At 65.7% G+C, this 21075-nt stretch carries 23 protein-coding genes, 1 tRNA gene and 1 pseudogene; 18 read left to right on the top strand and 7 right to left on the bottom strand.

Annotated elements, in window-relative coordinates:
• The first annotated feature begins 20 nt into the window (after positions 1-20).
• The 9 genes and pseudogenes from CBI38_RS23315 (at position 21) to CBI38_RS23270 (ending at position 8783) form a co-directional block, all read left to right on the top strand.
• The gene (locus tag CBI38_RS23315; protein WP_109332603.1) at positions 21-629 is read left to right on the top strand and encodes a trimeric intracellular cation channel family protein; all 609 of its coding nucleotides are present in this window, start codon (positions 21-23) and stop codon (positions 627-629) included.
• Between the two features lie 65 nt (positions 630-694).
• Complete coding sequence (locus CBI38_RS23310) at positions 695-1381, top strand: response regulator transcription factor (RefSeq protein WP_109335292.1); 687 nt, start codon at positions 695-697, stop codon at positions 1379-1381.
• Positions 1381-2859, top strand: coding sequence for a sensor histidine kinase (locus tag CBI38_RS23305; RefSeq protein WP_109332602.1), 1479 nt, complete (start codon positions 1381-1383; stop codon positions 2857-2859). Before CBI38_RS23310 ends, CBI38_RS23305 begins: the two co-directional genes overlap by 1 nt.
• A 125-nt stretch (positions 2860-2984) precedes the next feature.
• Positions 2985-4391, top strand: a complete 1407-nt coding sequence (locus CBI38_RS23300; RefSeq protein WP_109332601.1) for a S1C family serine protease — start codon at positions 2985-2987, stop codon at positions 4389-4391.
• Complete coding sequence (locus tag CBI38_RS23295; RefSeq protein ID WP_109335291.1) at positions 4391-4951, top strand: MogA/MoaB family molybdenum cofactor biosynthesis protein; 561 nt, start codon at positions 4391-4393, stop codon at positions 4949-4951. The genes CBI38_RS23300 and CBI38_RS23295 overlap by 1 nt, the downstream gene beginning before the upstream one ends.
• Before the next feature lie 804 nt (positions 4952-5755).
• Complete coding sequence (locus CBI38_RS23285; RefSeq protein WP_109332600.1) at positions 5756-6376, top strand: MspA family porin; 621 nt, start codon at positions 5756-5758, stop codon at positions 6374-6376.
• A gap of 66 nt (positions 6377-6442) precedes the next feature.
• Positions 6443-7144 carry an MspA family porin gene (locus CBI38_RS23280; RefSeq protein ID WP_109332599.1) on the top strand — a complete coding sequence of 234 codons (702 nt, stop codon included), beginning with the start codon at positions 6443-6445 and terminating at the stop codon, positions 7142-7144.
• Between the two features lie 251 nt (positions 7145-7395).
• A pseudogene (locus CBI38_RS23275) lies at positions 7396-8015 on the top strand (MspA family porin).
• Positions 8016-8081: 66 nt separating this feature from the next.
• A complete protein-coding gene (locus CBI38_RS23270; protein WP_109332598.1) occupies positions 8082-8783 on the top strand; it encodes an MspA family porin in 702 nt (233 codons plus the stop codon).
• A 75-nt stretch (positions 8784-8858) separates the two neighbouring features.
• On the opposite strand, the gene mscL is transcribed toward CBI38_RS23270, so the two are convergent.
• The 4 genes from mscL to CBI38_RS23250 all read right to left on the bottom strand — a co-directional run bounded on the left by mscL (position 8859) and on the right by CBI38_RS23250 (position 11213).
• Positions 8859-9326 (bottom strand): large conductance mechanosensitive channel protein MscL, encoded by a 468-nt coding sequence (gene mscL / locus CBI38_RS23265; protein ID WP_109332595.1) that lies wholly within the window; start codon positions 9324-9326, stop codon positions 8859-8861.
• A gap of 82 nt (positions 9327-9408) precedes the next feature.
• Entirely contained in the window at positions 9409-10113 is a 705-nt protein-coding gene (locus CBI38_RS23260) for an SAF domain-containing protein (protein ID WP_109332592.1), read from the bottom strand.
• Positions 10114-10211: 98 nt separating this feature from the next.
• On the bottom strand, positions 10212-10520 hold the full coding sequence (locus tag CBI38_RS23255; protein WP_109332591.1) for an FmdB family zinc ribbon protein: 309 nt from the start codon (positions 10518-10520) through the stop codon (positions 10212-10214).
• An 81-nt stretch (positions 10521-10601) separates the two neighbouring features.
• A complete protein-coding gene (locus CBI38_RS23250) occupies positions 10602-11213 on the bottom strand; it encodes a 5-formyltetrahydrofolate cyclo-ligase (RefSeq protein WP_109332589.1) in 612 nt (203 codons plus the stop codon).
• A 107-nt stretch (positions 11214-11320) separates the two neighbouring features.
• Between CBI38_RS23250 and CBI38_RS23245 the strand changes: the two genes are divergently transcribed.
• From CBI38_RS23245 to CBI38_RS23205, 9 genes are all read left to right on the top strand, one after another.
• Positions 11321-12241: a UTP--glucose-1-phosphate uridylyltransferase gene (locus tag CBI38_RS23245; protein ID WP_109332588.1), complete on the top strand. Its 921-nt coding sequence runs from the start codon at positions 11321-11323 to the stop codon at positions 12239-12241.
• Positions 12242-12263: 22 nt separating this feature from the next.
• On the top strand, positions 12264-13523 hold the full coding sequence (gene glp, locus CBI38_RS23240; RefSeq protein WP_109332586.1) for a molybdotransferase-like divisome protein Glp: 1260 nt from the start codon (positions 12264-12266) through the stop codon (positions 13521-13523).
• The gene (locus CBI38_RS23235) at positions 13520-14155 is read left to right on the top strand and encodes a GNAT family N-acetyltransferase (protein ID WP_109332585.1); all 636 of its coding nucleotides are present in this window, start codon (positions 13520-13522) and stop codon (positions 14153-14155) included. The genes glp and CBI38_RS23235 overlap by 4 nt, the downstream gene beginning before the upstream one ends.
• Positions 14156-14430: 275 nt before the next feature.
• Entirely contained in the window at positions 14431-15171 is a 741-nt protein-coding gene (gene sepX, locus CBI38_RS23230; RefSeq protein ID WP_109332583.1) for a divisome protein SepX/GlpR, read from the top strand.
• A 99-nt stretch (positions 15172-15270) separates the two neighbouring features.
• A tRNA-Ala gene (locus CBI38_RS23225) sits at positions 15271-15346 on the top strand.
• A gap of 361 nt (positions 15347-15707) precedes the next feature.
• On the top strand, positions 15708-15914 hold the full coding sequence (locus CBI38_RS23220; RefSeq protein WP_109332582.1) for a hypothetical protein: 207 nt from the start codon (positions 15708-15710) through the stop codon (positions 15912-15914).
• Positions 15915-16146: 232 nt separating this feature from the next.
• Positions 16147-16971 (top strand): cell surface protein, encoded by an 825-nt coding sequence (locus CBI38_RS23215; protein WP_230989932.1) that lies wholly within the window; start codon positions 16147-16149, stop codon positions 16969-16971.
• Between the two features lie 2 nt (positions 16972-16973).
• Complete coding sequence (locus CBI38_RS23210) at positions 16974-17474, top strand: ImmA/IrrE family metallo-endopeptidase (protein ID WP_109332581.1); 501 nt, start codon at positions 16974-16976, stop codon at positions 17472-17474.
• Complete coding sequence (locus CBI38_RS23205) at positions 17474-18490, top strand: hypothetical protein (protein WP_109332580.1); 1017 nt, start codon at positions 17474-17476, stop codon at positions 18488-18490. Before CBI38_RS23210 ends, CBI38_RS23205 begins: the two co-directional genes overlap by 1 nt.
• 7 nt (positions 18491-18497) lie before the next feature.
• Here the strand turns inward: CBI38_RS23205 and CBI38_RS23200 are convergent, their stop codons facing one another.
• The 3 genes from CBI38_RS23200 to CBI38_RS23190 all read right to left on the bottom strand — a co-directional run bounded on the left by CBI38_RS23200 (position 18498) and on the right by CBI38_RS23190 (position 20800).
• Entirely contained in the window at positions 18498-18743 is a 246-nt protein-coding gene (locus CBI38_RS23200; RefSeq protein ID WP_109332579.1) for a DUF2630 family protein, read from the bottom strand.
• 44 nt (positions 18744-18787) lie between these two features.
• The gene (locus CBI38_RS23195) at positions 18788-20206 is read right to left on the bottom strand and encodes a glucose-6-phosphate dehydrogenase (protein WP_109332578.1); all 1419 of its coding nucleotides are present in this window, start codon (positions 20204-20206) and stop codon (positions 18788-18790) included.
• A 177-nt stretch (positions 20207-20383) separates the two neighbouring features.
• Positions 20384-20800, bottom strand: a complete 417-nt coding sequence (locus tag CBI38_RS23190; RefSeq protein ID WP_109332570.1) for a helix-turn-helix domain-containing protein — start codon at positions 20798-20800, stop codon at positions 20384-20386.
• Between the last annotated feature and the right edge of the window lie 275 nt (positions 20801-21075).

The raw sequence follows: 21075 nt of genomic DNA, 5'->3' as shown, positions 1-21075 counted from the left end.
TCGCGTGCGAACCTTGGCGGGTGCTGCTCTACATCCTCGAACTGGTGGGCATCGCGGCGTTTGCGGCGTCGGGTGCCCTGGTGGGCGTGACGAAGCGGCTCGACATCTTCGGGGTGTGCGTGGTCGGTGTCTTCACCGGTATCGGTGGCGGCATCGTCCGCGACCTCCTGCTGGACATCCATCCGCCCACGTCGCTGGGGAGCTGGCCCAACTTCGGCACTGCCCTCGGCACGTCGTTGCTGGTGTTCTTCCTGCACTCGGCGCTTAGCCGACTGCGCCGCGAGATTCTCGTGCTCGACGCGGTGGGTATGGGCTTGTTCGCGAGTACGGGTGCGGTGATTGCACTCGAGCACGGCGCGAGCCCGCTGGCCTCGTGCCTGATCGGGGGCACGGCGGCCATCGGTGGGGGAATATTGCGCGACGTGTTGGTGAACGAAGTTCCGCTGCTGCTCCACAGGGATCTCTACGCAATCCCCGCGCTCCTGGGGTCGGCGCTGGTGGTCGTGTCGAGTGAACTCGGGTCCGGTCCGAACGCCGCTCTGATCGCGGGCACGGCGCTGGCCTCGGTTCTCCGTCTGCTCGCGCTCTGGCGAAAGTGGAGCCTGCCGGGACCGCGCATCGTGGAGTGATCACATCCGGCTCCGTACCGACCCTTCTCAGCCATTACTCAGTCGGCCGGGTCAAACTGTCGGGTATGCGCATTCTGGTGGTCGACGACGATCGGGCCGTGAGGGAGTCCTTGCGGCGGTCCCTGAGCTTCAACGGGTACTCGGTGGAACTGGCCGTCGACGGTATCGATGCGCTCGAGAAGGTGGCGGCCGCACGACCCGACGCGCTGGTGCTCGACGTGATGATGCCGCGCCTGGACGGCCTCGAAGTGTGCCGGCGGCTGCGGAGCACCGGTGACGACCTGCCGATCCTGGTTCTCACCGCGCGCGACTCCGTGTCGGAGCGGGTTTCGGGACTCGATGCGGGAGCCGACGACTATCTTCCCAAACCGTTTGCTCTCGAGGAACTGCTCGCCCGGCTGCGCGCTCTGCTACGCCGGGCGGCGCCCGAACCGGGAATCGACTCGGAGAAGATGACCTTCGAGGACCTGACCCTCGACCCGGTCACCAGGGAGGTGACGCGCGGCGAACGGTCCATCAGCCTCACCCGTACCGAGTTCTCGCTGTTGGAAATGTTGATGGCCAACCCGCGCCGGGTGCTCACCCGTGGCCGCATCCTCGAAGAAGTGTGGGGTTACGACTTCCCGACGTCGGGCAACGCCCTCGAAGTCTATGTGGGGTATCTGCGTCGCAAGACGGAGGCTGATGGGGAGCCGCGCCTGCTGCATACCGTTCGGGGCGTCGGCTACGTGCTGCGGGAGACTCCGCCGTGATGGCTGTGCCGTTCCACCGAACCGCCGACAAGCCGGGGTTGCCGGGGCACGAACCGCATGCCACCGGCCGCTACCACACCGGACCGATTCAGCTGCCGCCGGAGATGCGTCCACCGATGCCGTTGACGCGGTCGGTGTCGCTGCGCTGGCGTGTCACGCTCCTCGCGGCGTCGGTAGTGGCAATAGCGGTGGCCGTGATGGCGATCGCCGCCTACGCGGTGGTGTCCCGGGCGCTCTACGCGGACGTCGACAACCAGCTGCGTACGCGCGCATCGGCGTTGATCGACAGCAATCTGGTGACGTTCGACCCGCGCTACATCGCGGGTGCGACGCTGTACACGACGGACATCAGTGTGGCGCTGATCTTCCCGGACCTCGACACGTACACGCCGCCCGGTTCGAGTGTTCCCATCGGCGAGCCCGAGTTGGCGGTCGCCCGTGGTGAGGAGGGCACGTCGCTGCGTACTGCCGAGAACCAGCGGGTGCTGGCCGAGCGCACCCAGGACGGCAGCACCCTGGTGATTGCCCAGCGCCTCGCACCGACCGGTGCGGTGCTGGACCGACTGGCGTGGGTGCTGTTCGTGGTCGGTGGGTGCGGTGTCGTTCTCGCGGCGGTCGCCGGAACGACGGTGGGACGCACCGGGCTCCGGCCGATCGCGCGGCTCACCGCGGCCACCGAGAGGGTGGCGCGCACCGATGACCTGACCCCCATGCCGGTGACGGGTAACGACGAACTCGCGCGGCTGACCGAGAGTTTCAACACGATGCTCCGGGCGCTGGCCGAATCACGTGAGCGCCAGAGCCGGTTGGTGGCGGACGCCGGTCACGAACTGCGGACACCGCTCACCTCGTTGCGGACCAACATGGAATTGCTGATCGCGTCGAGCCGCCCTGGCGCCCCGCACATTCCGGACGAGGACATGGCCGAACTGCGCACCGACGTGGTAGCGCAGATCGAGGAGCTGTCCACCCTGGTGGGCGATCTCGTCGATCTCGCCCGCGAGGATGCGCCCGAGACGGTGTTCGAGCGCGTCGACCTCAGTGAGGTGGTGGAACGCTGCCTCGAGCGGGCGCGCCGCCGCCGCAACGAAATCGACTTCACCGCCGTCACCGTTCCGTGGTTCGTCTACGGCGATCACGCCGGGTTGTCCCGGGCGGTATTGAACGTGCTCGACAACGCGGCCAAGTGGAGTCCCACCGGTGAGCAGGTGCGTGTGATGATGAAGCCTGCCGGCGAGGGACTGCTCGAGCTGACGGTGGACGACGCCGGCCCCGGCATCCCCGAGGAAGACCGCGAGCTGGTGTTCGACCGCTTCTACAGGTCCATGGCGTCGCGCTCGATGCCCGGCTCGGGATTAGGGCTCGCCATCGTGCGGCAGGTAGTCGTCAAGCACGGAGGCACCATTGCCGTGGACGTCTCCGAGCGGGGCGGTGCACTCATCCGCATCGTTCTTCCCGGGGAACCGGAGTCGGAATAACCTGGGGAAGGGTTGGGCAAACTCAAAGGCCGGTCTCAGGAGCTTCTCAGTCCCACCGGGCACTCTCGTACACAGAGACGGTGCGGCTGCCCCTGCGGGTGGCCGCGGGAGATGGAAGTGATGCGATGACCGAAGATCGAAACAGTTCCGACAGCAACAGTCGCGACACCGGTGACCAGGCTGCCCGGCCCATTCCGGGCTACCAGCCGACTGAGCAGTTCCCGACCACGCCGCACCGCCCTACCGGACCGGGCCCGCAGGCCTACGGATCGGCGGGCTACCAGCAGAGCGCCCCGTACGGCGTTCCACATCAGTCCACACATCAGTTCGGGCAGCCGCAGCACGGCTCGGGACCCCAGCAGGGAGCGCCCACGGGGTCGTTCCCCGGTCACTACGGGCCGGCGTCGGCAGCGACGGCCAAGCGTCCCGCGCGGACGGCCATCGTCGTCGGGGCTGTCGCACTGGCGTTGGTGAGCGGCGGCATCGGCGGTGCCGTCGGTTCACTCGCTACCCAACGGGACGGCAACGGCGCGGCGGTCACCAATTCACTCGACGCTCCGAAGAACAACACCGCAACTCCCGCGGCCAACGCCCCGGCGGGCTCCGTGCAGGCCGTCGCGAACAAGGTGGTCCCGAGTGTCGTCCAGATCGAGGTCGCAACCGCCGGCGGATCCGGTGGGGAAGGGTCGGGGGTCGTGTTGTCCTCCGACGGTCTCATCCTCACCAACAATCACGTCGCCGGCGCGGCGGCGAGAGGGGGCAAGCTGACGGTGGCCTTCTCGGACGGCAGTACCGCGGACGCAACCCTGGTCGGCGCCGACCCGGTCTCCGACCTGGCTGTCATCAAGGCGTCGGGCAAAACGGATCTGACACCCATCGAACTGGGAACGTCCGCCAACGTCCAGGTGGGCCAGCAGGTGGTGGCGATCGGTTCGCCGCTCGGGCTGGCAGGCACGGTCACCGAGGGAATCATCTCCGCCCTCAACCGTCCGGTGTCGACCTCCGGTGAGTCGGGCAACCAGAACACCGTGATCGATGCCCTGCAAACCGACGCGGCGATCAACCCGGGCAACTCGGGTGGCGCTCTCGTGAACATGGACGGGCAGTTGATCGGGATCAACACGGCGATCGCGAGTATCGGCGGAACCGGAGCGGGGGAGCAGGGCGGCTCCATCGGCCTCGGATTTGCGATCCCGGTCGATCAGGCCCGCCGCATCGCCGACGAGTTGGTCGACACCGGCAAGGCCACGCAGGCCATCATCGGCATCCAGGTTCCGTCGCAGGATGCCGCCAACGGTGCCACCGTCGTCGAGGTGACGCCGGGCGGCCCGGCCGAGAAGGCCGGAATTCCGAAGGGGTCGGTGATCACCAAGGTCGACGACCGTGTCATCACCAGCGGTGACGCCCTCATCGCTGCCATCCGTTCCCACGCACCAGGAGACACAGTGTCCATTACGTACTCGGACGGAAACGGGTCGAACACCAAGACCGTCGATGTCACGCTGGGAACCGCAGAACAGGGCGGCCGATGATGAACGCAGGGATCCTCGGGCAGGTCGAGTCCGTGTTGAACGGGGCCACTACGGTAGGGACCATGGATATCGAAGCCTCGCTGGCCGGCCGCGCGCTGGTAGTTATCGTCGACGACCGCACCGCCCACGGTGACGGCAAGGACTCCATCGGTCCGCTGGTCACTGAGTTGCTCAACGAGGCCGGGTTCATCGTCGACGCCATCGTCGCGGTGGCAGCCGACGAGGTCGAGATTCGCAACGCCCTCAACACCGCCGTCATCGGCGGGGTCGACCTCGTCGTCTCCGTCGGCGGTACGGGTGTCTCGCCACGTGACGTCACGCCCGACGTCACCGCGGAGGTACTCGACCGGGAGATTCCGGGAATCTCCGAAGCGCTGCGCACGTCCGGCCTCGCAGCAGGTTCCCTCGACGCCGGTTTGTCGCGCGGTCTCGCGGGTGTGTCGGGAAGCACGCTGGTGGTCAACCTGGCGTCTTCGCGCGCTGCCGTGCGAGACGGCATGGCGACGCTGACGCCTCTCGCGTCGCACGTCATCACCGAGCTGTCCGGTCTGGAAGGCTGAGCCATTTCCACCTCCCCTCCGTCGGACGGCGAGCCGACCGAGAACGCAGCACCGAGCCGGGCCCCGATCGACAGGGCCCGGCTCGCGCGCATCTTCGGGGACGTCTTCCCCGACACCACCGCCGACGAACGCGGGCCCGACGACACCTCGAGTCGGGATGAACGGGGCAGTGAATCCGACGAGTGGCTGCGCCGCCAGAAACCTCCCCATCACGGATAGTTATCGTCGGAAAGAACTACCGTAAGGCAATCGTGATCTGCGGTCTGCCTCTGGAATCAGCCGAAGTTTTTGTATCCGGCGGCGGACCGGGGCACTCGTGGCCCAGGCCACACTTTACTGCGACATCGACGGTTTTTTTCGCCCAGAACAGACATCGTTCCAGCTCGTGAACCAGGTGTTAACGTTACCGAACTTCACGTGAACGCCGCATGAATGTGCTGGTCAGCGAAGCGGCGCGAGGTCCGGATTCTTGCCGGAATCCCACACGGTGGACACGTTTTGCGGTGTGGCATACATCACGATTCCGTTTCCTCGGGAATTAATTGCTTAAGCAACCAACTCCCGGTTACTGTCCTCGGCGAGTCAGTACTGGAGATGGAGGGCAGGGTCGTGTGCCGTTGCCCAGTCGAAACTCTGATGCTTTGTCAGTGATTTCGACTTCAGTGCGGTAATCAGGTTGTGATAACCCGGAATTCACTCCGCGGTCATGACGGCCGTGAATGCTGCTCTGGGCCCGACATGGACCACTCCTCAGTCTCGAAGGTCGTGACTGGGAACCAGCAAGAATCCTGATGAGGGGAACGAATGAGCGAGAACCGAAAGACCGGTCTGCGCCGTGGAGTCCGCGTTGCCGGCCTGGGTGCCGCTGCGGCTGTTGTGCTCGGCCTGATGTCGACGGGTGCTGCGAATGCAGATACTTTTGTGCCGCTGCCGGGTGGTGAGAAGGTCGTGAACGCCGGTGGTGTGAGCGCGAAGATCGCCCGTAATGCTGAGAGTGCTCTGGTTTCTCCGTCGCTGGCCGCTAATGGTGCGGGCCGCACGGCGTGGGTGTCGGGCGATGTGTTCGCCGAGCTCGGTGGGGAGATCCCCGAGGAGGGTGCGACGCTGACCACCGGGTACATCGTGGGTTGCCAGGTCGACATCACCGGTCTGAAGGGCAAGCTCAGCGCGGATCTCGGTTTCGATGCGCTGGGTATGGGTGGCTCGTTGTCGGTGCCGATCGAGGCCGGCGAGGTCAAGTTCGCGAAGATCAAGTCGAAGACCGACCTGAAGCCGGGTGTGTCGGCGATTCAGTACCGCGATCAGCAGATCGAGGTGCAGGGTTGCGGTGGTTACGCGCAGGCTCGGGCGTACACGGTGGTGGAGGTTCCGGGTAACCACTACGTCAAGGCCACCCTCTACGGGCAGCCGTTCAGCATCGGCTGATTGCCGCTCCCAATCGATTCCATTCACGACTCTCGCGTAAGCGATCAGTAACCCTAGAGGGGAACCATGAACAGCAAGACCCTGCGCCACGGCGCCAAGGCTGCCGGCGTGGTCGCCGCGGCCACCGTCGCGATCGGCCTCCTTTCCACCGGTGCGGCCAATGCCGATACCTTCGTTCCGTTGCAGGACGGCGAGATCACGCAGACGCTGCTCGACGGCACCGTGGTGACCGTGCGTCAGACCGGTAACACGGCGAACATCAGCCCGTCGATGGGTTCGACTCCGTTGCACCGCAACGTGTGGACGTCGGGCACGATCGATGTGTCGATCAACGGTGGCACCGCCAAGGGCGGCAGCATCGATGCCGGTTACATCGTGGCGTGCCAGTTGAACTTCGGTGGCGAGGTCGGCGGTGAGGCCGGTGCGTCGCTCGTTCCGTCCGAGGTCGTCGGTGCGGCTGCCGGTGGCGATCCCGCCAGCATCCCGGTCGAGGGTGGTGCCGGTAGCGGCGTCTCGATCGGTCCCGGTAAGGCCACCAACGTGCCGATCCTCGACATCGAGTACACCGATGACTATGGCGCCGAGGCTCACAAGAGCAGCTTCAGCTTCAAGGGCAACAGCGGCGGCTTCTCCTACGCGGACGAGACGTTCGGTGTGTCCGGTTGCGCCGGTTACGCCCAGGCTCGTTCCTACGCCAAGGTCAGTGTCTCGACCGAGTCGGTCGACGGCACCGTCACCCTGTGGGGACAGCCCTTCAGCCTCGGCTGACGTGTGAAGTCCAAAAAATTTCACACGGTGTAGAACCTCGGAGTTGGGGGCGTGCGGTGACTTCCGCACGCCCCCAACCTCGCTCTATGCGCCCTGCTGCATGTCACAGTTCGGTCACGGCGGCCAGCGTGGACATGGAACAGGACACGTAGACATCACATTTTTATGTTGTTTCCGCTAACTTTATTCCGTCACGAGGTAATGACTGCCTAACCGAAAGCCGGTTGGGCGGTACCTGATGAGGGGAACGAATGAGCGAGAACCGAAAGACCGGTCTGCGCCGTGGAGTCCGCGTTGCCGGCCTGGGTGCCGCTGCGGCTGTTGTGCTCGGCCTGATGTCGACGGGTGCTGCGAATGCAGATACTTTTGTGCCGCTGCCGGGTGGTGAGAAGGTCGTGAACGCCGGTGGTGTGAGCGCGAAGATCGCCCGTAATGCTGAGAGTGCTCTGGTTTCTCCGTCGCTGGCCGCTAATGGTGCGGGCCGCACGGCGTGGGTGTCGGGCGATGTGTTCGCCGAGCTCGGTGGGGAGATCCCCGAGGAGGGTGCGACGCTGACCACCGGGTACATCGTGGGTTGCCAGGTCGACATCACCGGTCTGAAGGGCAAGCTCAGCGCGGATCTCGGTTTCGATGCGCTGGGTATGGGTGGCTCGTTGTCGGTGCCGATCGAGGCCGGCGAGGTCAAGTTCGCGAAGATCAAGTCGAAGACCGACCTGAAGCCGGGTGTGTCGGCGATTCAGTACCGCGATCAGCAGATCGAGGTGCAGGGTTGCGGTGGTTACGCGCAGGCTCGGCGTACACGGTGGTGGAGGTTCCGGGTAACCACTACGTCAAGGCCACCCTCTACGGGCAGCCGTTCAGCATCGGCTGATTGCCGCTCCCAATCGATTCCATTCACGACTCTCGCGTAAGCGATCAGTAACCCTAGAGGGGAACCATGAACAGCAAGACCCTGCGCCACGGCGCCAAGGCTGCCGGCGTGGTCGCCGCGGCCACCGTCGCGATCGGCCTCCTTTCCACCGGTGCGGCCAATGCCGATACCTTCGTTCCGTTGCAGGACGGCGAGATCACGCAGACGCTGCTCGACGGCACCGTGGTGACCGTGCGTCAGACCGGTAACACGGCGAACATCAGCCCGTCGATGGGTTCGACTCCGTTGCACCGCAACGTGTGGACGTCGGGCACGATCGATGTGTCGATCAACGGTGGCACCGCCAAGGGCGGCAGCATCGATGCCGGTTACATCGTGGCGTGCCAGTTGAACTTCGGTGGCGAGGTCGGCGGTGAGGCCGGTGCGTCGCTCGTTCCGTCCGAGGTCGTCGGTGCGGCTGCCGGTGGCGATCCCGCCAGCATCCCGGTCGAGGGTGGTGCCGGTAGCGGCGTCTCGATCGGTCCCGGTAAGGCCACCAACGTGCCGATCCTCGACATCGAGTACACCGATGAGTATGGCGCCGAGGCTCACAAGAGCAGCTTCAGCTTCAAGGGCAACAGCGGCGGCTTCTCCTACGCGGACGAGACGTTCGGTGTGTCCGGTTGCGCCGGTTACGCCCAGGCTCGTTCCTACGCCAAGGTGAGTGTCTCGACCGAGTCGGTCGACGGCACCGTCACCCTGTGGGGACAGCCCTTCAGCCTCGGCTGACTTCTTCTGTAGCGCTGAGACGTCGGGCCCGTGCACTGGACTGTGCACGGGCCCGAGTCCGTGTGAGGGCGGAGCTTATCGGCGTGTCTCCTCCAGGTTCGCCGCCTTGTCCGCGGGCATGGAATGCGCGCCGCCGGCAGTGGTTCCCGAGGAGTCGGTTTCGAGGCTCGCCTCGAGGATGTCGCGAATCTGAATCAACAGGTCGGCCTCGCTTGCCTTCTTGTCGGCGGGTTCGGTGATGAACCGTTTCTTCGCGGCGTTGGCAGGAACGATGAGGATGAAGTAGACCACCGCCGCGATGATCACGAAGTTGATGACGGCAGTGATCACGGCCCCGACATTGATGAAGGTTGCGGGGTTGTCCGAGAGGACCTGGTAGCCCCACCCGAGATCGTTGGCTCCACCCGCGACTGCGATGAGCGGGTTGATCACGTTGTTGGTGAACGAGGTCACGATGGCGGTGAACGCGGCCCCGACGACTACTGCGACGGCGAGGTCGAGGACGTTCCCCCGAAGCAGGAAGTCCTTGAATCCCTTGAGCATGTCGATGTCTCCTCCAGTGGGTGGCACGTCAGTCGGCACTCTTTCGGGCAAAGCCTAGATCAGAGGCGGCGCAGGTGGCGGATCACTGGAATGTCACGGTGATCGCATTGGTGAGCGATGCAGCGGCCACCGTGGTGGCTTCGGTTGCCGGCAGGGCCAGCATCACCACGCGATCACGCTGGTCACGGCCGTTCCCCGACGGAGTGACCAGTACGACGACGGCGTCGGAGGCCAACACGGTGGCATTCTGCGGCCGACCCGAGTGTGCTGGTGTGTCCGAGTCGACGGTCAGGACATCGACGCGATCACCTTCCCTGAGAAGTTCCGCCACCGCCGGATCAGCGAGGCGAACCGGGACTATGCGCGCATCCTCGATACCCGCGGCCGTCGCTGCCAGGCGTGGTCCCAGCACTCGCACGTCCGTGAGCGTTTCGCCTGCGCGAGCTGGGCTGGCGAGTGTGCGACCACTGACATCCGACAGCGCGGTGACGGCTCCGTCGGGAAGGCTCCGCACTTCGAGTTGCCGTACCTCGAGATCGGTGTCGACGAGGATTCGTCCCGGTTGAAGATCGCGCACAGCGACCACGACGGGAGAGTGAGCAGAGTCGGGGTCGCCGCGAAGTCCGAGCGCGACGGCGAGGCACGCCAGACCGGCTGCTGCTACGCGTCGTGCGACGAGGGTGCGTGCCCAGCTCGGGTGGGTGAGGTCGGACAGGCGATCGAACCAGGAAGGACCGAGGCTTCGGTGCGCCCGGGTGACCCGATTCCGGGCGGGGTTGCGTGACATGATTCGACGCTAGGACCCCACCCGGCCCTCGAGGTGCAGCGAACGGCCTGCCTGTGGATAGGCGAGAAGTTGTGGATAAAGAGGTTCCGCGAGTGAAGTTAGCTGGCTGCAGCCTTGGCCGGCGCAGCGGTCGCGGTGCTCGTCGAGCTAGAAGACGCCGTTGACGAACTTTCCGCCTTCGCGGCGGGCGCGGACTCGGTCTTGGCGGGCTCGCTGGCGGCTCCCGAGGATCCGCGGCTGTCGGTGCGGTAGAAACCGCTGCCCTTGAAGACGATTCCGACGGAGTTGAACAGCTTGCGAAGCTTGCCCGAGCATGCAGGGCAGACGGTCAGCGAATTGTCGCTGAACGACTGAACGATGTCGAAGCGGTTATCGCATTCCGTGCACGCGTATGAATAAGTGGGCACTGGGGCTCCTCCGCACTGTGTAGTCAAACCGCAGATGTTAGCACTCTACAGTCGACAGTGCCAACAACGCTAATCAGCACCTTATTCCGCGGCATTTCTTCCCGGGCCGGACTCGATGTCCTCGCCCAGGCGGACGAGTCCGGAACCCGGTGTCAGTGCCCAGCCCATCCGCACGTCATGAGGATCTTCAGGGAGTTCGGCCACCAGTTCTTCGTCGCGGACCACCGTGATCAGACGAGTCTGCGGTGTCGCGAGTCCGAGCGTGCGGTCGTAGAAGCCGGCTCCGCGCCCGAGGCGGACGCCGCGCCGATCGACTGCCAGAGCGGGCACGAACACGATCTCGGCCGTCCGGATTTCTTCGGGAGCGAGGACGGCTCCCGTCGGCTCGAGCAGGCCGTACGGTGCATCGACCAGCTGCCGGGCACCGGTGTATTCGGACCAGAACAGCGGCCCGGGACCGCGGGTGACAGGAACGAGGACGCGTCGAACGCTGCTGGCGAGGGCGTCGAGCAGATCCACCGACCCCGGCTCGAGTGCCGTGGGAACGTAAGCACAGACCACCGAATCGCCCGCGACACCGACTGTGACCAGTTCGGCGAGTGCCCGATCTTCGGCCGCTCGCACGCCCGAGTCCAGTGCACGTCGGCCGGAAAGTACCTGTTCCCGCCACTCGGTCTTGCTTCGCGCCTGCATGCGACCACTGTAGGAGTACCCGAGCAGGCATTCTCGGTGGGTTCTCCGTGGCCGTTCACGGCCGCTTGGTGACTGCTGAGTAGCTCTACACAGTTATGGTGTGGGGCATGACAGATGCCGTTCCGCACACCAACAGCGCCTTTCGCACGGCGGTCGTGCCCGCAGCAGGAATGGGTACCCGATTCCTGCCGGCGACCAAGACCGTGCCGAAAGAGCTGCTCCCGGTGGTCGATACCCCGGGTATCGAGCTCGTCGCCGGTGAAGCTGCTGATTCCGGGGCCGGACGCCTCGTGATCGTGACGTCGCCGGGCAAGGACGGTGTGGTTGCCCACTTCGTCGAGGATCTCGTCCTCGAGAGCAAGCTGAAGGAGAGCGGCAAGTATCACCTTCTCGAGAAGGTTCGGAAGGCTCCAGGCCTCCTCGAAGTCGAATCCGTCGTCCAGGATCAGCCTCTCGGGCTCGGTCACGCCGTCAGCTGCGCAGAATCGGTGCTCGACGACGACGAGGACGCCATCGCAGTACTCCTGCCCGACGACCTGGTGATGCCCCGGGGCGTACTGGAGACCATGGCCCGGGTGCGCCACAAACGCGGCGGCACCGTCCTGTGCGCGATCGATGTACCCAAGGATCAGGTCAGCTCCTACGGCGTCTTCGAGGTCGAAACGGTGCCTGATGCCGTCAACCCGGACGTCCTCAAGGTCACCGGAATGGTGGAGAAGCCTGCCATCGAGGACGCGCCCTCGACCTTCGCGGCAGCCGGCCGCTACATCCTCGACCGGGACATCTTCGACGCCTTGCGCCGTATCGAACCGGGAGCGGGTGGTGAACTGCAACTCACCGACGCCATCGCCCTCCTCATCAAGGACGGCCATCCCGTGCACGTGGTCGTGCACCGCGGAACGAGACACGACCTCGGAAATCCCGGCGGGTACATCCGCGCTGCTGTTGACTTTGCCTTGAACAGCGACGAGTACGGCCCGTCGCTGCGTGAATGGCTGACCGACCGATTGAAGCGGGCGGATTCCTAGAAGCTCGGGAGGCACGAACTACATGCGGTCGGTCGAGGAGCAACAGACCATTGTGACCGCGGCTGCGGTGGCGCCGCGGCCGGTCCGGGTCGCGATCTCCGAAGCGCAGGGACTGCTGTGTGCCGAGGAAGTGGTCACCGAGCGGCCGCTTCCCGGTTTCGACCAGGCAGCCATCGACGGGTACGCCGTTCGCAGTGTCGATGTCCAGGCCGCCGGGACCGACCTTCGTGACGACGACGGCGCTCCCGTCGAGCTGACTCTTCCCGTCGTGGGGGAAGTGTCGGCCGGCTCCCGGCAGCCCATCCGTCTCCAGCCGCGACAGGCGGTCAAGGTAGACACGGGGGCCCCGCTCCCGACGCTCGCCGACGCAGTGCTGCCGCTCGACCGCACCGACAGCGGCCGCGCACGCGTCAAGATCTACAAACCGGTCCGCTCCGGCGACTACGTGCGCCGTGCGGGCGACGACGTCCAGCCCGGAGATGTCGCCGTGCGGGCCGGCACGATCATCGGAGCGGCTCAGGTCGGACTGCTTGCGGCCGTGGGTCGCGACAAGGTCTTGGTGCACCCACGGCCGCGGTTGTCCGTCATTTCCGTGGGCGGCGAACTCGTCGACGTCGACCGGACCCCTGGGCCCGGTCAGGTATACGACGTCAACTCTTACGCGCTTGCCGCCGCCGCACGTGATGCGGGCGCCGACGTCAATCGCGTCGGCATCGCGAGCGCCGACGCGCGGCGCCTACGCGAGGTGGTCGAGGGGCAACTGATTCGCTCCGAGATCGTGGTGATCGCGGGTGCGGTCGGGGGTGGGGCCTCCGAGGATGTCCGCGACGCACTCGCCGACCTCGGCAATCTCGAGGTCGACCGGGTCGCGATGCATCCCGGGTCGGTGCAGGGATTCGGCCAGCTCGGCCGTGACGAGGTCCCGACCTTTCTTCTCCCGTCGAACCCGGTGAGTGCGCTGGTGGTCTTCGAGGTGATGGTCCGTCCCCTCATCCGGATCGCGCTGGGACGCCGGCAGCCGATGCGCCGCGTCGTCACCGCACGCACTGTCGCACCCATCACGTCGATCGAGGACCGCAAGGGATTCTTGCGGGGCCAGCTCATGCGCGACGAGGCCACCGGTGAGTACCTGGTTCAGGCGCTCGGCGGTGCGCCCGGAGCGTCCTCGCATCTTCTCGCCACGCTCGCCGAAGCCAACTGTCTCGTGCTGATCGACCCGGAAGTCACCGAGGTGCGTACCGGTGACCAGGTGGACGTGGCGTTCCTGGCGCAACGGGGATGACCCAGCATCCGGGCTGGCCGCCGCACCTCGGCCCACTCCGCGTCAACGGCGGGGTGGTAACCGTGCGTGCCATCAGACTGCGCGACGCCGCAGCGTGGAGTCGGCTGCGCATCCGTGACCGTGCCCATCTCGAGCCGTGGGAACCGACCGGCGAAGCGCCATGGGATGCGCGGCACCATATTTCGGGGTGGCCGGGACTGTGCAGCAGCCTGCGCTCCGAGGCGCGTAAGGGTCGCATGTTGCCGATGGCGATCGAGCTCGACGGAAACTTCTGCGGGCAGATCACGATCGGCAATGTGGTTCGCGGTGCGTTGCGCTCGGCGTGGATCGGGTACTGGGTGGCCAGCGACGTCAACGGACTCGGCGTGGCCACGGGAGCCCTCGCGCTGGGGCTGGATCACGCGTTCGGTCCGGTGGGACTGCATCGCATCGAGGCCACCGTGCGCCCGGAAAATCTGGCGAGTCAGGCGGTGCTCCGCAACGTCGGATTTCGTGAAGAGGGTCTCTTGAAGAGGTACCTCGACGTCGACGGCCAGTGGCGTGACCACATCCTGGTCGGCATGACGGTCGAGGACGTGATGGGAACTGTCGCCGATTCCCTCGTCCGCAGCGGCAAAGCGACATGGGCGTAACAGCCGCAAAAGCTTCTGGACAATCGTCCAGCTACACAGCAGTTATCTGACGGTATCAAACGTTGCCAGTCGAGGTCGCCGTTTCGGGCACTCCCGGCGGAAGAAGAATTCACGTCCTTTTCGAGCATGTCGAGCGCCACATTTTCGCGTTACGCATGTGACACCTGAGTATGGTGAGATCGGCGCGTCTGCGAAGATGTGCGTGTCCATGCGGTTAGCCTGGGAGTGTCAACAGCGGTATCCGTGCTGGTAGACGATTGGGAGGAGGCTGCCGTATGCCGAACTCGTTTCTCTGGATCGGGCTCGTCGTCGTGTGGCTCTTCGTCCTGGTCCCGATGCTGGTCAACAACCGCCCCCGGATCCGGCAAACCAGTGACGCTGCCCTCGCAACGCGCGTGCTGCACCGCGGTGACGAGCGCCCCGTGCAGCGCGGTCCCGCGGCAGGACACCGCAGCGACCCGTACTGGCAACCGGAACCGGACCACTACGGCTACGACGCGGAGGACCTTGTGGATACTCACGCAGACGAAGACGATCTCGACACCGGCCGGGCCCCGGTCGGTGACTACGTGCCGGTGCGACGTGGGCGTGGTGGCTTCGACCCGGAGGCCGATGCGATCGCGCGGGAGGCCCGATACGCCTTCCGTCAGCGCTCGGTGCTCGGCCTCGTGTTCGGCACGATTATGTCCGCGGCGCTCGCGCTGATCATTGCCCCGGTGATGTGGTGGATTTTCGTGGCCGGCGTCGTCGGCCTCGTCGGTTATCTCGCCTACCTCCGCCGTCAGGTCCAGATCGAGCAGGAGATCCGGAGGCGCAGAACCGCGCGGCTCAATCGCTCCCGGCTGGGGGTCGAGTCCCGTAGCGACGAGGAACTGCGTCTCATCCCCGCCCGGCTGCGGCGTCCGGGCGCCGTTGTGCTCGAAGTAGACGACGAGGACCCCGAGTTCGATCATCTCGAGCGCTTCGACGACGAGCGTATGCAGCACGCCACGATGCGTCGTGCCGCCGGTGAATAGTCCGTCGCCGGGAGCCGAAAGCCGCAATCGGATAGGCGATTCGCCCCCTGTGTGGGTGGCCTGCTAGAGTTTGCCGAGCAGATCGCAGGGTCCGCATCAGGGGCTGTGGCGCAGTTGGTAGCGCGCTTCGTTCGCATCGAAGAGGTCAGGGGTTCGATTCCCCTCAGCTCCACCATCACAAGAGCACTTCCTCCCTTCGGAGGAGGTGCTCTTCGTGTTTCAGTGCTCTTTTGTGTGTTCGCGCTCTTCCGTGTGTTCAGTGCTCTCTGTGTATCGCAGTGCTTCTTCGTGTCGCCGTGCTCTTCCGTTCGGGGGAGCCGGTGTGCGCCAGAGCGCCGTGTGGCAGTGTGCCGCGTCACGTTTGGGATGGAGAAGTTGCTAAACGGTAACTGGGCAAGGTCTACTGATCACAGGTCATCGAGGGGTCAATTGATCGGGGTCAAGAACATGCAGGCAAGGCAGAGAATCTCGGATGCGCTCGCGTCAGCGACCGTGTTGGCGACGATTGCTGCGACGATGTTGCTGGTGAACGTGCTGTGAACGAGAGGCGCTCATCCGGTGCCGCCCGCGCTGCGCTCACTGCAGCGGCGAAAGCCGTCGTAATAGGCACGGCGGCGGCGGCCGTCGCAATGGGTGTGGGGGCGGCGATGATGGGCCACGCCACTTCGTTCGCGACCGATGTCCAGCCGGCGCCGAACACTGCCGTGCAGCCGTCCGAGGTGACGGTCGCCGGGACGTTCTGATGTCGACGTTCCGGGGCGGCCGACCGACGCTGTCCCTGCGACGAACCATCCGACGCACGCATGCCTTCGGTGGTTCACCGACAAAGCCGCCCGAGTCCCACGTGGCTCGGGCATAGCTGGTGGTGCCGGCCCCCGACTCCGGCACCACCAGCACCTCCGAACCGTCCGCTCGTTACCATGGCAGCGTCGACGCCGCCTGAGGTGTTGGATCGATACCAGAGGGGGGTGCGCAGTGGCAGCACGTCGTGTGATCCGGAACCTGATCATGCTGGGGCTCGCGCTGGCCTTTCTCTCCGTTCTCGGATGGGGCACTTTCTCAGTGTTCCCGTCGACCGCATCTGCAGATCCCGACGTCGGCGGCGGCTCGACGCATCCAGGTGTGGGGTCACACCCGTGCGAGGGATATCACGACTGCGGCCATAACCCCCACACCACCGAGCCTTCCGAAACGTCCGAGCCATCCGAAACTACCGAGCCATCCGAAACCACCGATCCTCCGGAGACGACGGAGCCGTCCGAGACCAGCGAGCCGTCGACTCCTCCCGCTCCACAGGTGGTCGTTCCCCCGTACGGGCACCTGCCGTCGGACCCGGTACCGAACATCACCCGTCCCGACACGTCGAGCGATCCCGAATCCGGCGACGGAGGTGTGGCAGTAGGTGTACCCCCTGCGTCGGGAAGTGGACCGGAAGGTCCCGGGCCTGGCACCTCGCCGGGAGGTCCCCAGGGCCCGCCGGCGGCGGACGCGCCACCACACTCCAATGGAACGAGCCTTCCCGGCGATGCGGCCGAGGAGAACGCACCAGCGCAGGACCCAGTGCGGCCCGGCGTGCGACCGGCACCCGCCGCAGTTCCGGACTCCGCACCGCCGGCAGTCGCGCCGGTCGTTCATAGTGAGCCACTACCTGCGTTTGCAGTGCTCGGCGGTGTGGGACTTCTTCTCGGCTGCGCGGGTGGGGCCGGTGCGCTGACCTTCAAGGGTGCGCGCGCACAGCAGGCGCGCATCGCGGCCGCCCGGGCGGAGTTCTTCCCGCCGGCACCTACGGGAGGGATGTAGTCGTGGCAGGAAGCCGTTCTCATCGACGGGTGGCAGCAGCCGTGGATGCGGTCTGTGACGCTGCCGCCCGGGCAGAAGCGGTCTCACTCGGGGATGTCGTAGATGCAGTTGCCCGCGAACGGCAGCGTCCCATCGAACTCGACTTCACGACGCCGATGGCGCCGGGCGTCTGTGGTCAGCGACGTGCATACCCCGACAGGGACGTCATCGTGCTCGCCCCGGGACTTCCCGACGTCGACCGCACTCTTGCACATGAACTGGGGCACATCGTGTTTCGGCATGAGGGTGCCGAGATCGTCGCGGCAACGCTCGAGGCCGGCGACGACTTGATCGCGTACATGCTCAGTCAGCGCTCGCGAATGCGTGGCGGCGAGCAGACTTCCGGTGACGTGGCGGAGTGGGAGGCCGAGACGTTCGCATCGATGTTGCTCCTGCAGCTCAGGACGATGAAGGGCAGGGGAACGCCGGTGTCGGTGCTCCGCTACGACGAGGCGATCGGCTGATGGGCTGGATTGTCGCGCTCGTCGTCTGGATCGCAGCCGGCGCCCGCACAGGCAGGGTCGCGGCACGCCAGCCGACACCACTGCGGATCGCGATGGTGATCGCGGTGTCCAGCGCCGCGTGCGCGTCTACGTTGGCCGTCCCGGATGTCGCCTTGCGTCTCGACGCGCTGGCGCCGACGGCCGGGCTGTCGGAGATCCTCCTCGAGTTGGCGTGGACCCTCTTCGCTGCCGCGAGCGCCGTAGGTGCGGTGTCGGTCTGGCCGATTTTGCCGCGCCGCGCCCTACGCGCTGTCGCCACCGTGATCTATGCGGCCGCGGTCCTGGTCGGAACGGCGCTTGCCGGTGGTTACCCCGTCCCGGCCCTGGTGTTCATCGTGCTCGCGCTGGCATCGGTGGTGATCACCGGTATCTTGCACGTCGCATGGACCCCTCTCGGCCGCGGCATCGCCCTCGTCGTGGTGGGATCGGCGATGGTTCTCGTCGCCGCGGTCGTGGGACTCGTCCGGGAGGCGGCGGGGGAGACGTGGATCATCGGATCCTCCGGTGCGTACACGATCGCCGCTGTGGTGGTTTCGGCCGGCACAGTGTGGGTGCTGGTGGAGACCTGGCTGCGCGCACGCCGCGATCTTCGCCGGATGAGCGTGTTGCATTCTGTGCTCGTCTCCCGATTCCCCGAAGTCGTGGAGGGCGACGGCAAGGGCAGCACCACCGTTCTGCGGGCGTCTGATTCGATCGCTCACGTTATGGACGCGCTGTATCTGCAGGCCGGCGCGGGCATGTTCGAGACGCGGGCGCAGAATCTGCCCGAGTCGACCACCGAGCGCAGCAGGATTTTGGCCCGCTGGATCGACGACCCAGCCGGTTCCGAGGTGCTCGACACCGAGTGGATAGCTCCACCGCAGGGGATGTCACCGCGCCGATGGGTGCTGCAACTCGCGGAGGCGTACGCCGAAATCCGTCACTCGCCCGTGCCGGTCGCGGCTACGGAGCCGGCATCGGAAGAGTCGGTGCCCTGACCGCCTTCTACTGGAGGTAGTCCTCGACCTCCGACGCCGGACGGACCGAGGCCTCGTCCGGGTTCTGTCCTGCGTCGAGACGAGCCCGGCGTCGGCGCAGAAGATCCCAGCACTGATCGAGTGAGGTTTCCAACGCGGCCAGCTGTGCGCGTTCCTCCTCGGGGGCCAGCTCGCTGTCCTGCAACTGCGCCCGCAGTTCGTGCTCCTGCTCGACGAGAGCCTGAATACGCTTTTCGATCTCTTCGTTGTCCACGTCGTCTCCTCTTCGGTCCGAGTCCACTTGTCGCGGAGGGCGGCTCATCCGGTCGACTGCGTGACCAGCCATCCACACGGCGAGGCGAGCTTGTCGGCCTCCGGCGGTCCCATGGATCCCCCCGGATACAGCTTGACGGCGGGCGGCCTGTTCAGCAACGGGTCTGCGACGTCCCAGACGTGGGCAAGCCCGTCCGGACGGGTGAAGAGTGACCGGTCGCCGTGCAGTACGTCCAGGATCAGGCGCGAATACGGTGCGAGAGCATGGCCGAGTGGCATCGTGTCGAGAGGAAGACTCAGGTGGCCCACCGACAGTTCGTCGTCGGGACCGGGCTCCTTGACCACCATCGACATGTCGATCTCGCCGTCCCCGGACAGATCGAAGGTCAGCACGGCGCCGTCCGGTGGGATGTCGGAAAGAGGGCCTTCCGGGGTCCGGAACACCAGGCTCACGCGTTGCTTCGCGACGCCCAGCATCTTGCCCGTCCGAAGCAGGAACGGCACACCCCGCCAGCGGTCGGTGTCGACCCACAACCGTGCGGCGACGAAAGTTTCCGTCTCCGAATCGTCGGCGACACCGTCGACGTCTCGGTATCCCTCGTACTGGCCGAGGACCACTTCGGTGGGGTCGAGCGGGCGGAACGCTCCGATCACCGATTCGCGTGCAGACTGGAGGTCGTCGGCGCCCAGGCTCAGGGGCGGCTCCATCGCGATCTCCGCAGCGACCTGGAACAGGTGAGTCACGAGCATGTCGAGGACCGCACCGGTGGCGTCGTAGAAGCGGGCGCGGTCGTCGATGTCCAAGGTTTCGGGGATGTCGATCTGGACCTGTTCGACGTGTTCGCGGTTCCAGACTCCCTCGATCAACCCGTTGGCAAATCGCAGGATGTGCAGATTCTGGGTGCTTTCCTTGCCGAGGAAATGGTCGATGCGATAGATCTGCTTCTCGTCGAGAACCTCGTGTACTGCGGCGTCGAGTTCACGGAAAGCGGATTGTGAGGTACCGAACGGCTTTTCGTAGACGACCCGGGAACCGCGCGCCAGGTCGTGCGCGCCGAGAGCTCGTGTGGTGTCGGCGAAGGTGCTCGGGGGAAGTGCCAGATAGTGGACGAGTTGAGCGTCGGGAACGCCGAGCGAATCCCGCGCGTCCTGCACGGTGCTCGGTAGCGTCCCGGGGTCTTCGGGCGTGAAACCGCCACCGGCGAATCGCAGGCGCTGCGCGAAGTCGTCCCAGCCGTCGTCGGTGTGCCCGCCGCCGAACTGGGTGAGGGAGTCCCGCACGTGGGCCCGGAAGTGATCATCGGTGACCGTGCCCCGCCCGGTGCCGATCAACATCCATCGAGAACCGAGAAGACCTGATCGTGCGAGCTGGAAGAAGGCCGGGAGCACCATCCGTTTGGACAGGTCCCCGGTGGCGCCGAAGAGCACGAAAATCGTGGGACCGAGCTGCGGTCTGTCAGGCATTGCTCCATCATGCGCCAACGGGAGTCGCCGCGCGTGCGATTCCCGGGTGGGCTCAGCGCTCAGACAGGAAGGTCGGTACCCGGGCTCGGCTCGTCCGGTACGCTCGGCATACGAGCGGCGTGGTCATGTATAGCGCAGTGCCGGAAGAGGTTCCGTATCCGGCGCGAAAAATCGGTGCTACCGGGACGCGTCCGGCGGTACCTCGGGCAGACCCTCGCTGGCGCGAAGCTTCTCGGCCATCGTGGTAAGCAGATTCTGTGACTCCTCGGACAAGTCGAACGCGCGGCTCGACAGTTTGCGTAGTCCGTAGCCCTGGAGCTGCGACAAGAGTTCGAGGTCGTGGTCGATCTTGGCTGCGTAGATGTCGTTGAAGAAATATTCGGGCTTAACCTTGAAGAAGCGGGCGAATGCCGCGACGGTCTCGTCCGAAGGATTTGTGCGCTGCCCGGAGCGAAGCTGCGAAATGTAGGGCTTCGAGATTTGATGCCCGTCGGCAATGAGCGCCGAAGCCACCTCTGCGTTGGTGTGCGGTTTACGTCCCGGAGGGTGGACCGTGTCGAAGAGCTTGTTCAACCGCGCAGCAAAATCTGCCATTGTGAGCCGCCGGGTCCTCTCTCGTGCGCGCGTCAGTCGTGTGAACGACACAGTACCATGATGATAACCGATTGATAACTCACAGCCAGAGGTGCGAAACGGTGCGCTTTCGCTCGCTGACGGCGTCATGCATGTTTCGACGACGGTCGGCGCATCGCGCACCTCTCGCTGCTCAGCCGTTCGGACTCTATGCAAGTCATACCGGCGCGTCTCTTGACGGTTCAATGGCCGAGCGTCCAGTGGACGTTCCTGCAGATGTGGCGGATCGGCCGCCC

It is taken from the genome of Rhodococcus oxybenzonivorans, from assembly GCF_003130705.1.
GTDB classification, from domain to species: domain Bacteria; phylum Actinomycetota; class Actinomycetes; order Mycobacteriales; family Mycobacteriaceae; genus Rhodococcus_F; species Rhodococcus_F oxybenzonivorans.
The sequence above is the reverse complement of the archived record's forward strand: the minus strand, read 5'-3'. Positions and strand labels throughout refer to the sequence as shown.

Coding starts and splice junctions, on each gene's coding strand:
- CBI38_RS23310 (WP_109335292.1), top strand. CDS start 695: ATGCGCATTCTGGTGGTCGACGACGATCGGGCCGTGAGGGAGTCCTTG.
- CBI38_RS23305 (WP_109332602.1), top strand. CDS start 1,381: ATGGCTGTGCCGTTCCACCGAACCGCCGACAAGCCGGGGTTGCCGGGG.
- CBI38_RS23300 (WP_109332601.1), top strand. CDS start 2,985: ATGACCGAAGATCGAAACAGTTCCGACAGCAACAGTCGCGACACCGGT.
- CBI38_RS23295 (WP_109335291.1), top strand. CDS start 4,391: ATGAACGCAGGGATCCTCGGGCAGGTCGAGTCCGTGTTGAACGGGGCC.
- CBI38_RS23285 (WP_109332600.1), top strand. CDS start 5,756: ATGAGCGAGAACCGAAAGACCGGTCTGCGCCGTGGAGTCCGCGTTGCC.
- CBI38_RS23280 (WP_109332599.1), top strand. CDS start 6,443: ATGAACAGCAAGACCCTGCGCCACGGCGCCAAGGCTGCCGGCGTGGTC.
- CBI38_RS23270 (WP_109332598.1), top strand. CDS start 8,082: ATGAACAGCAAGACCCTGCGCCACGGCGCCAAGGCTGCCGGCGTGGTC.
- mscL (WP_109332595.1), bottom strand. CDS start 9,326: ATGCTCAAGGGATTCAAGGACTTCCTGCTTCGGGGGAACGTCCTCGAC.
- CBI38_RS23260 (WP_109332592.1), bottom strand. CDS start 10,113: ATGTCACGCAACCCCGCCCGGAATCGGGTCACCCGGGCGCACCGAAGC.
- CBI38_RS23250 (WP_109332589.1), bottom strand. CDS start 11,213: ATGCAGGCGCGAAGCAAGACCGAGTGGCGGGAACAGGTACTTTCCGGC.
- CBI38_RS23245 (WP_109332588.1), top strand. CDS start 11,321: ATGACAGATGCCGTTCCGCACACCAACAGCGCCTTTCGCACGGCGGTC.
- glp (WP_109332586.1), top strand. CDS start 12,264: ATGCGGTCGGTCGAGGAGCAACAGACCATTGTGACCGCGGCTGCGGTG.
- CBI38_RS23235 (WP_109332585.1), top strand. CDS start 13,520: ATGACCCAGCATCCGGGCTGGCCGCCGCACCTCGGCCCACTCCGCGTC.
- sepX (WP_109332583.1), top strand. CDS start 14,431: ATGCCGAACTCGTTTCTCTGGATCGGGCTCGTCGTCGTGTGGCTCTTC.
- CBI38_RS23205 (WP_109332580.1), top strand. CDS start 17,474: ATGGGCTGGATTGTCGCGCTCGTCGTCTGGATCGCAGCCGGCGCCCGC.
- CBI38_RS23195 (WP_109332578.1), bottom strand. CDS start 20,206: ATGCCTGACAGACCGCAGCTCGGTCCCACGATTTTCGTGCTCTTCGGC.
- CBI38_RS23190 (WP_109332570.1), bottom strand. CDS start 20,800: ATGGCAGATTTTGCTGCGCGGTTGAACAAGCTCTTCGACACGGTCCAC.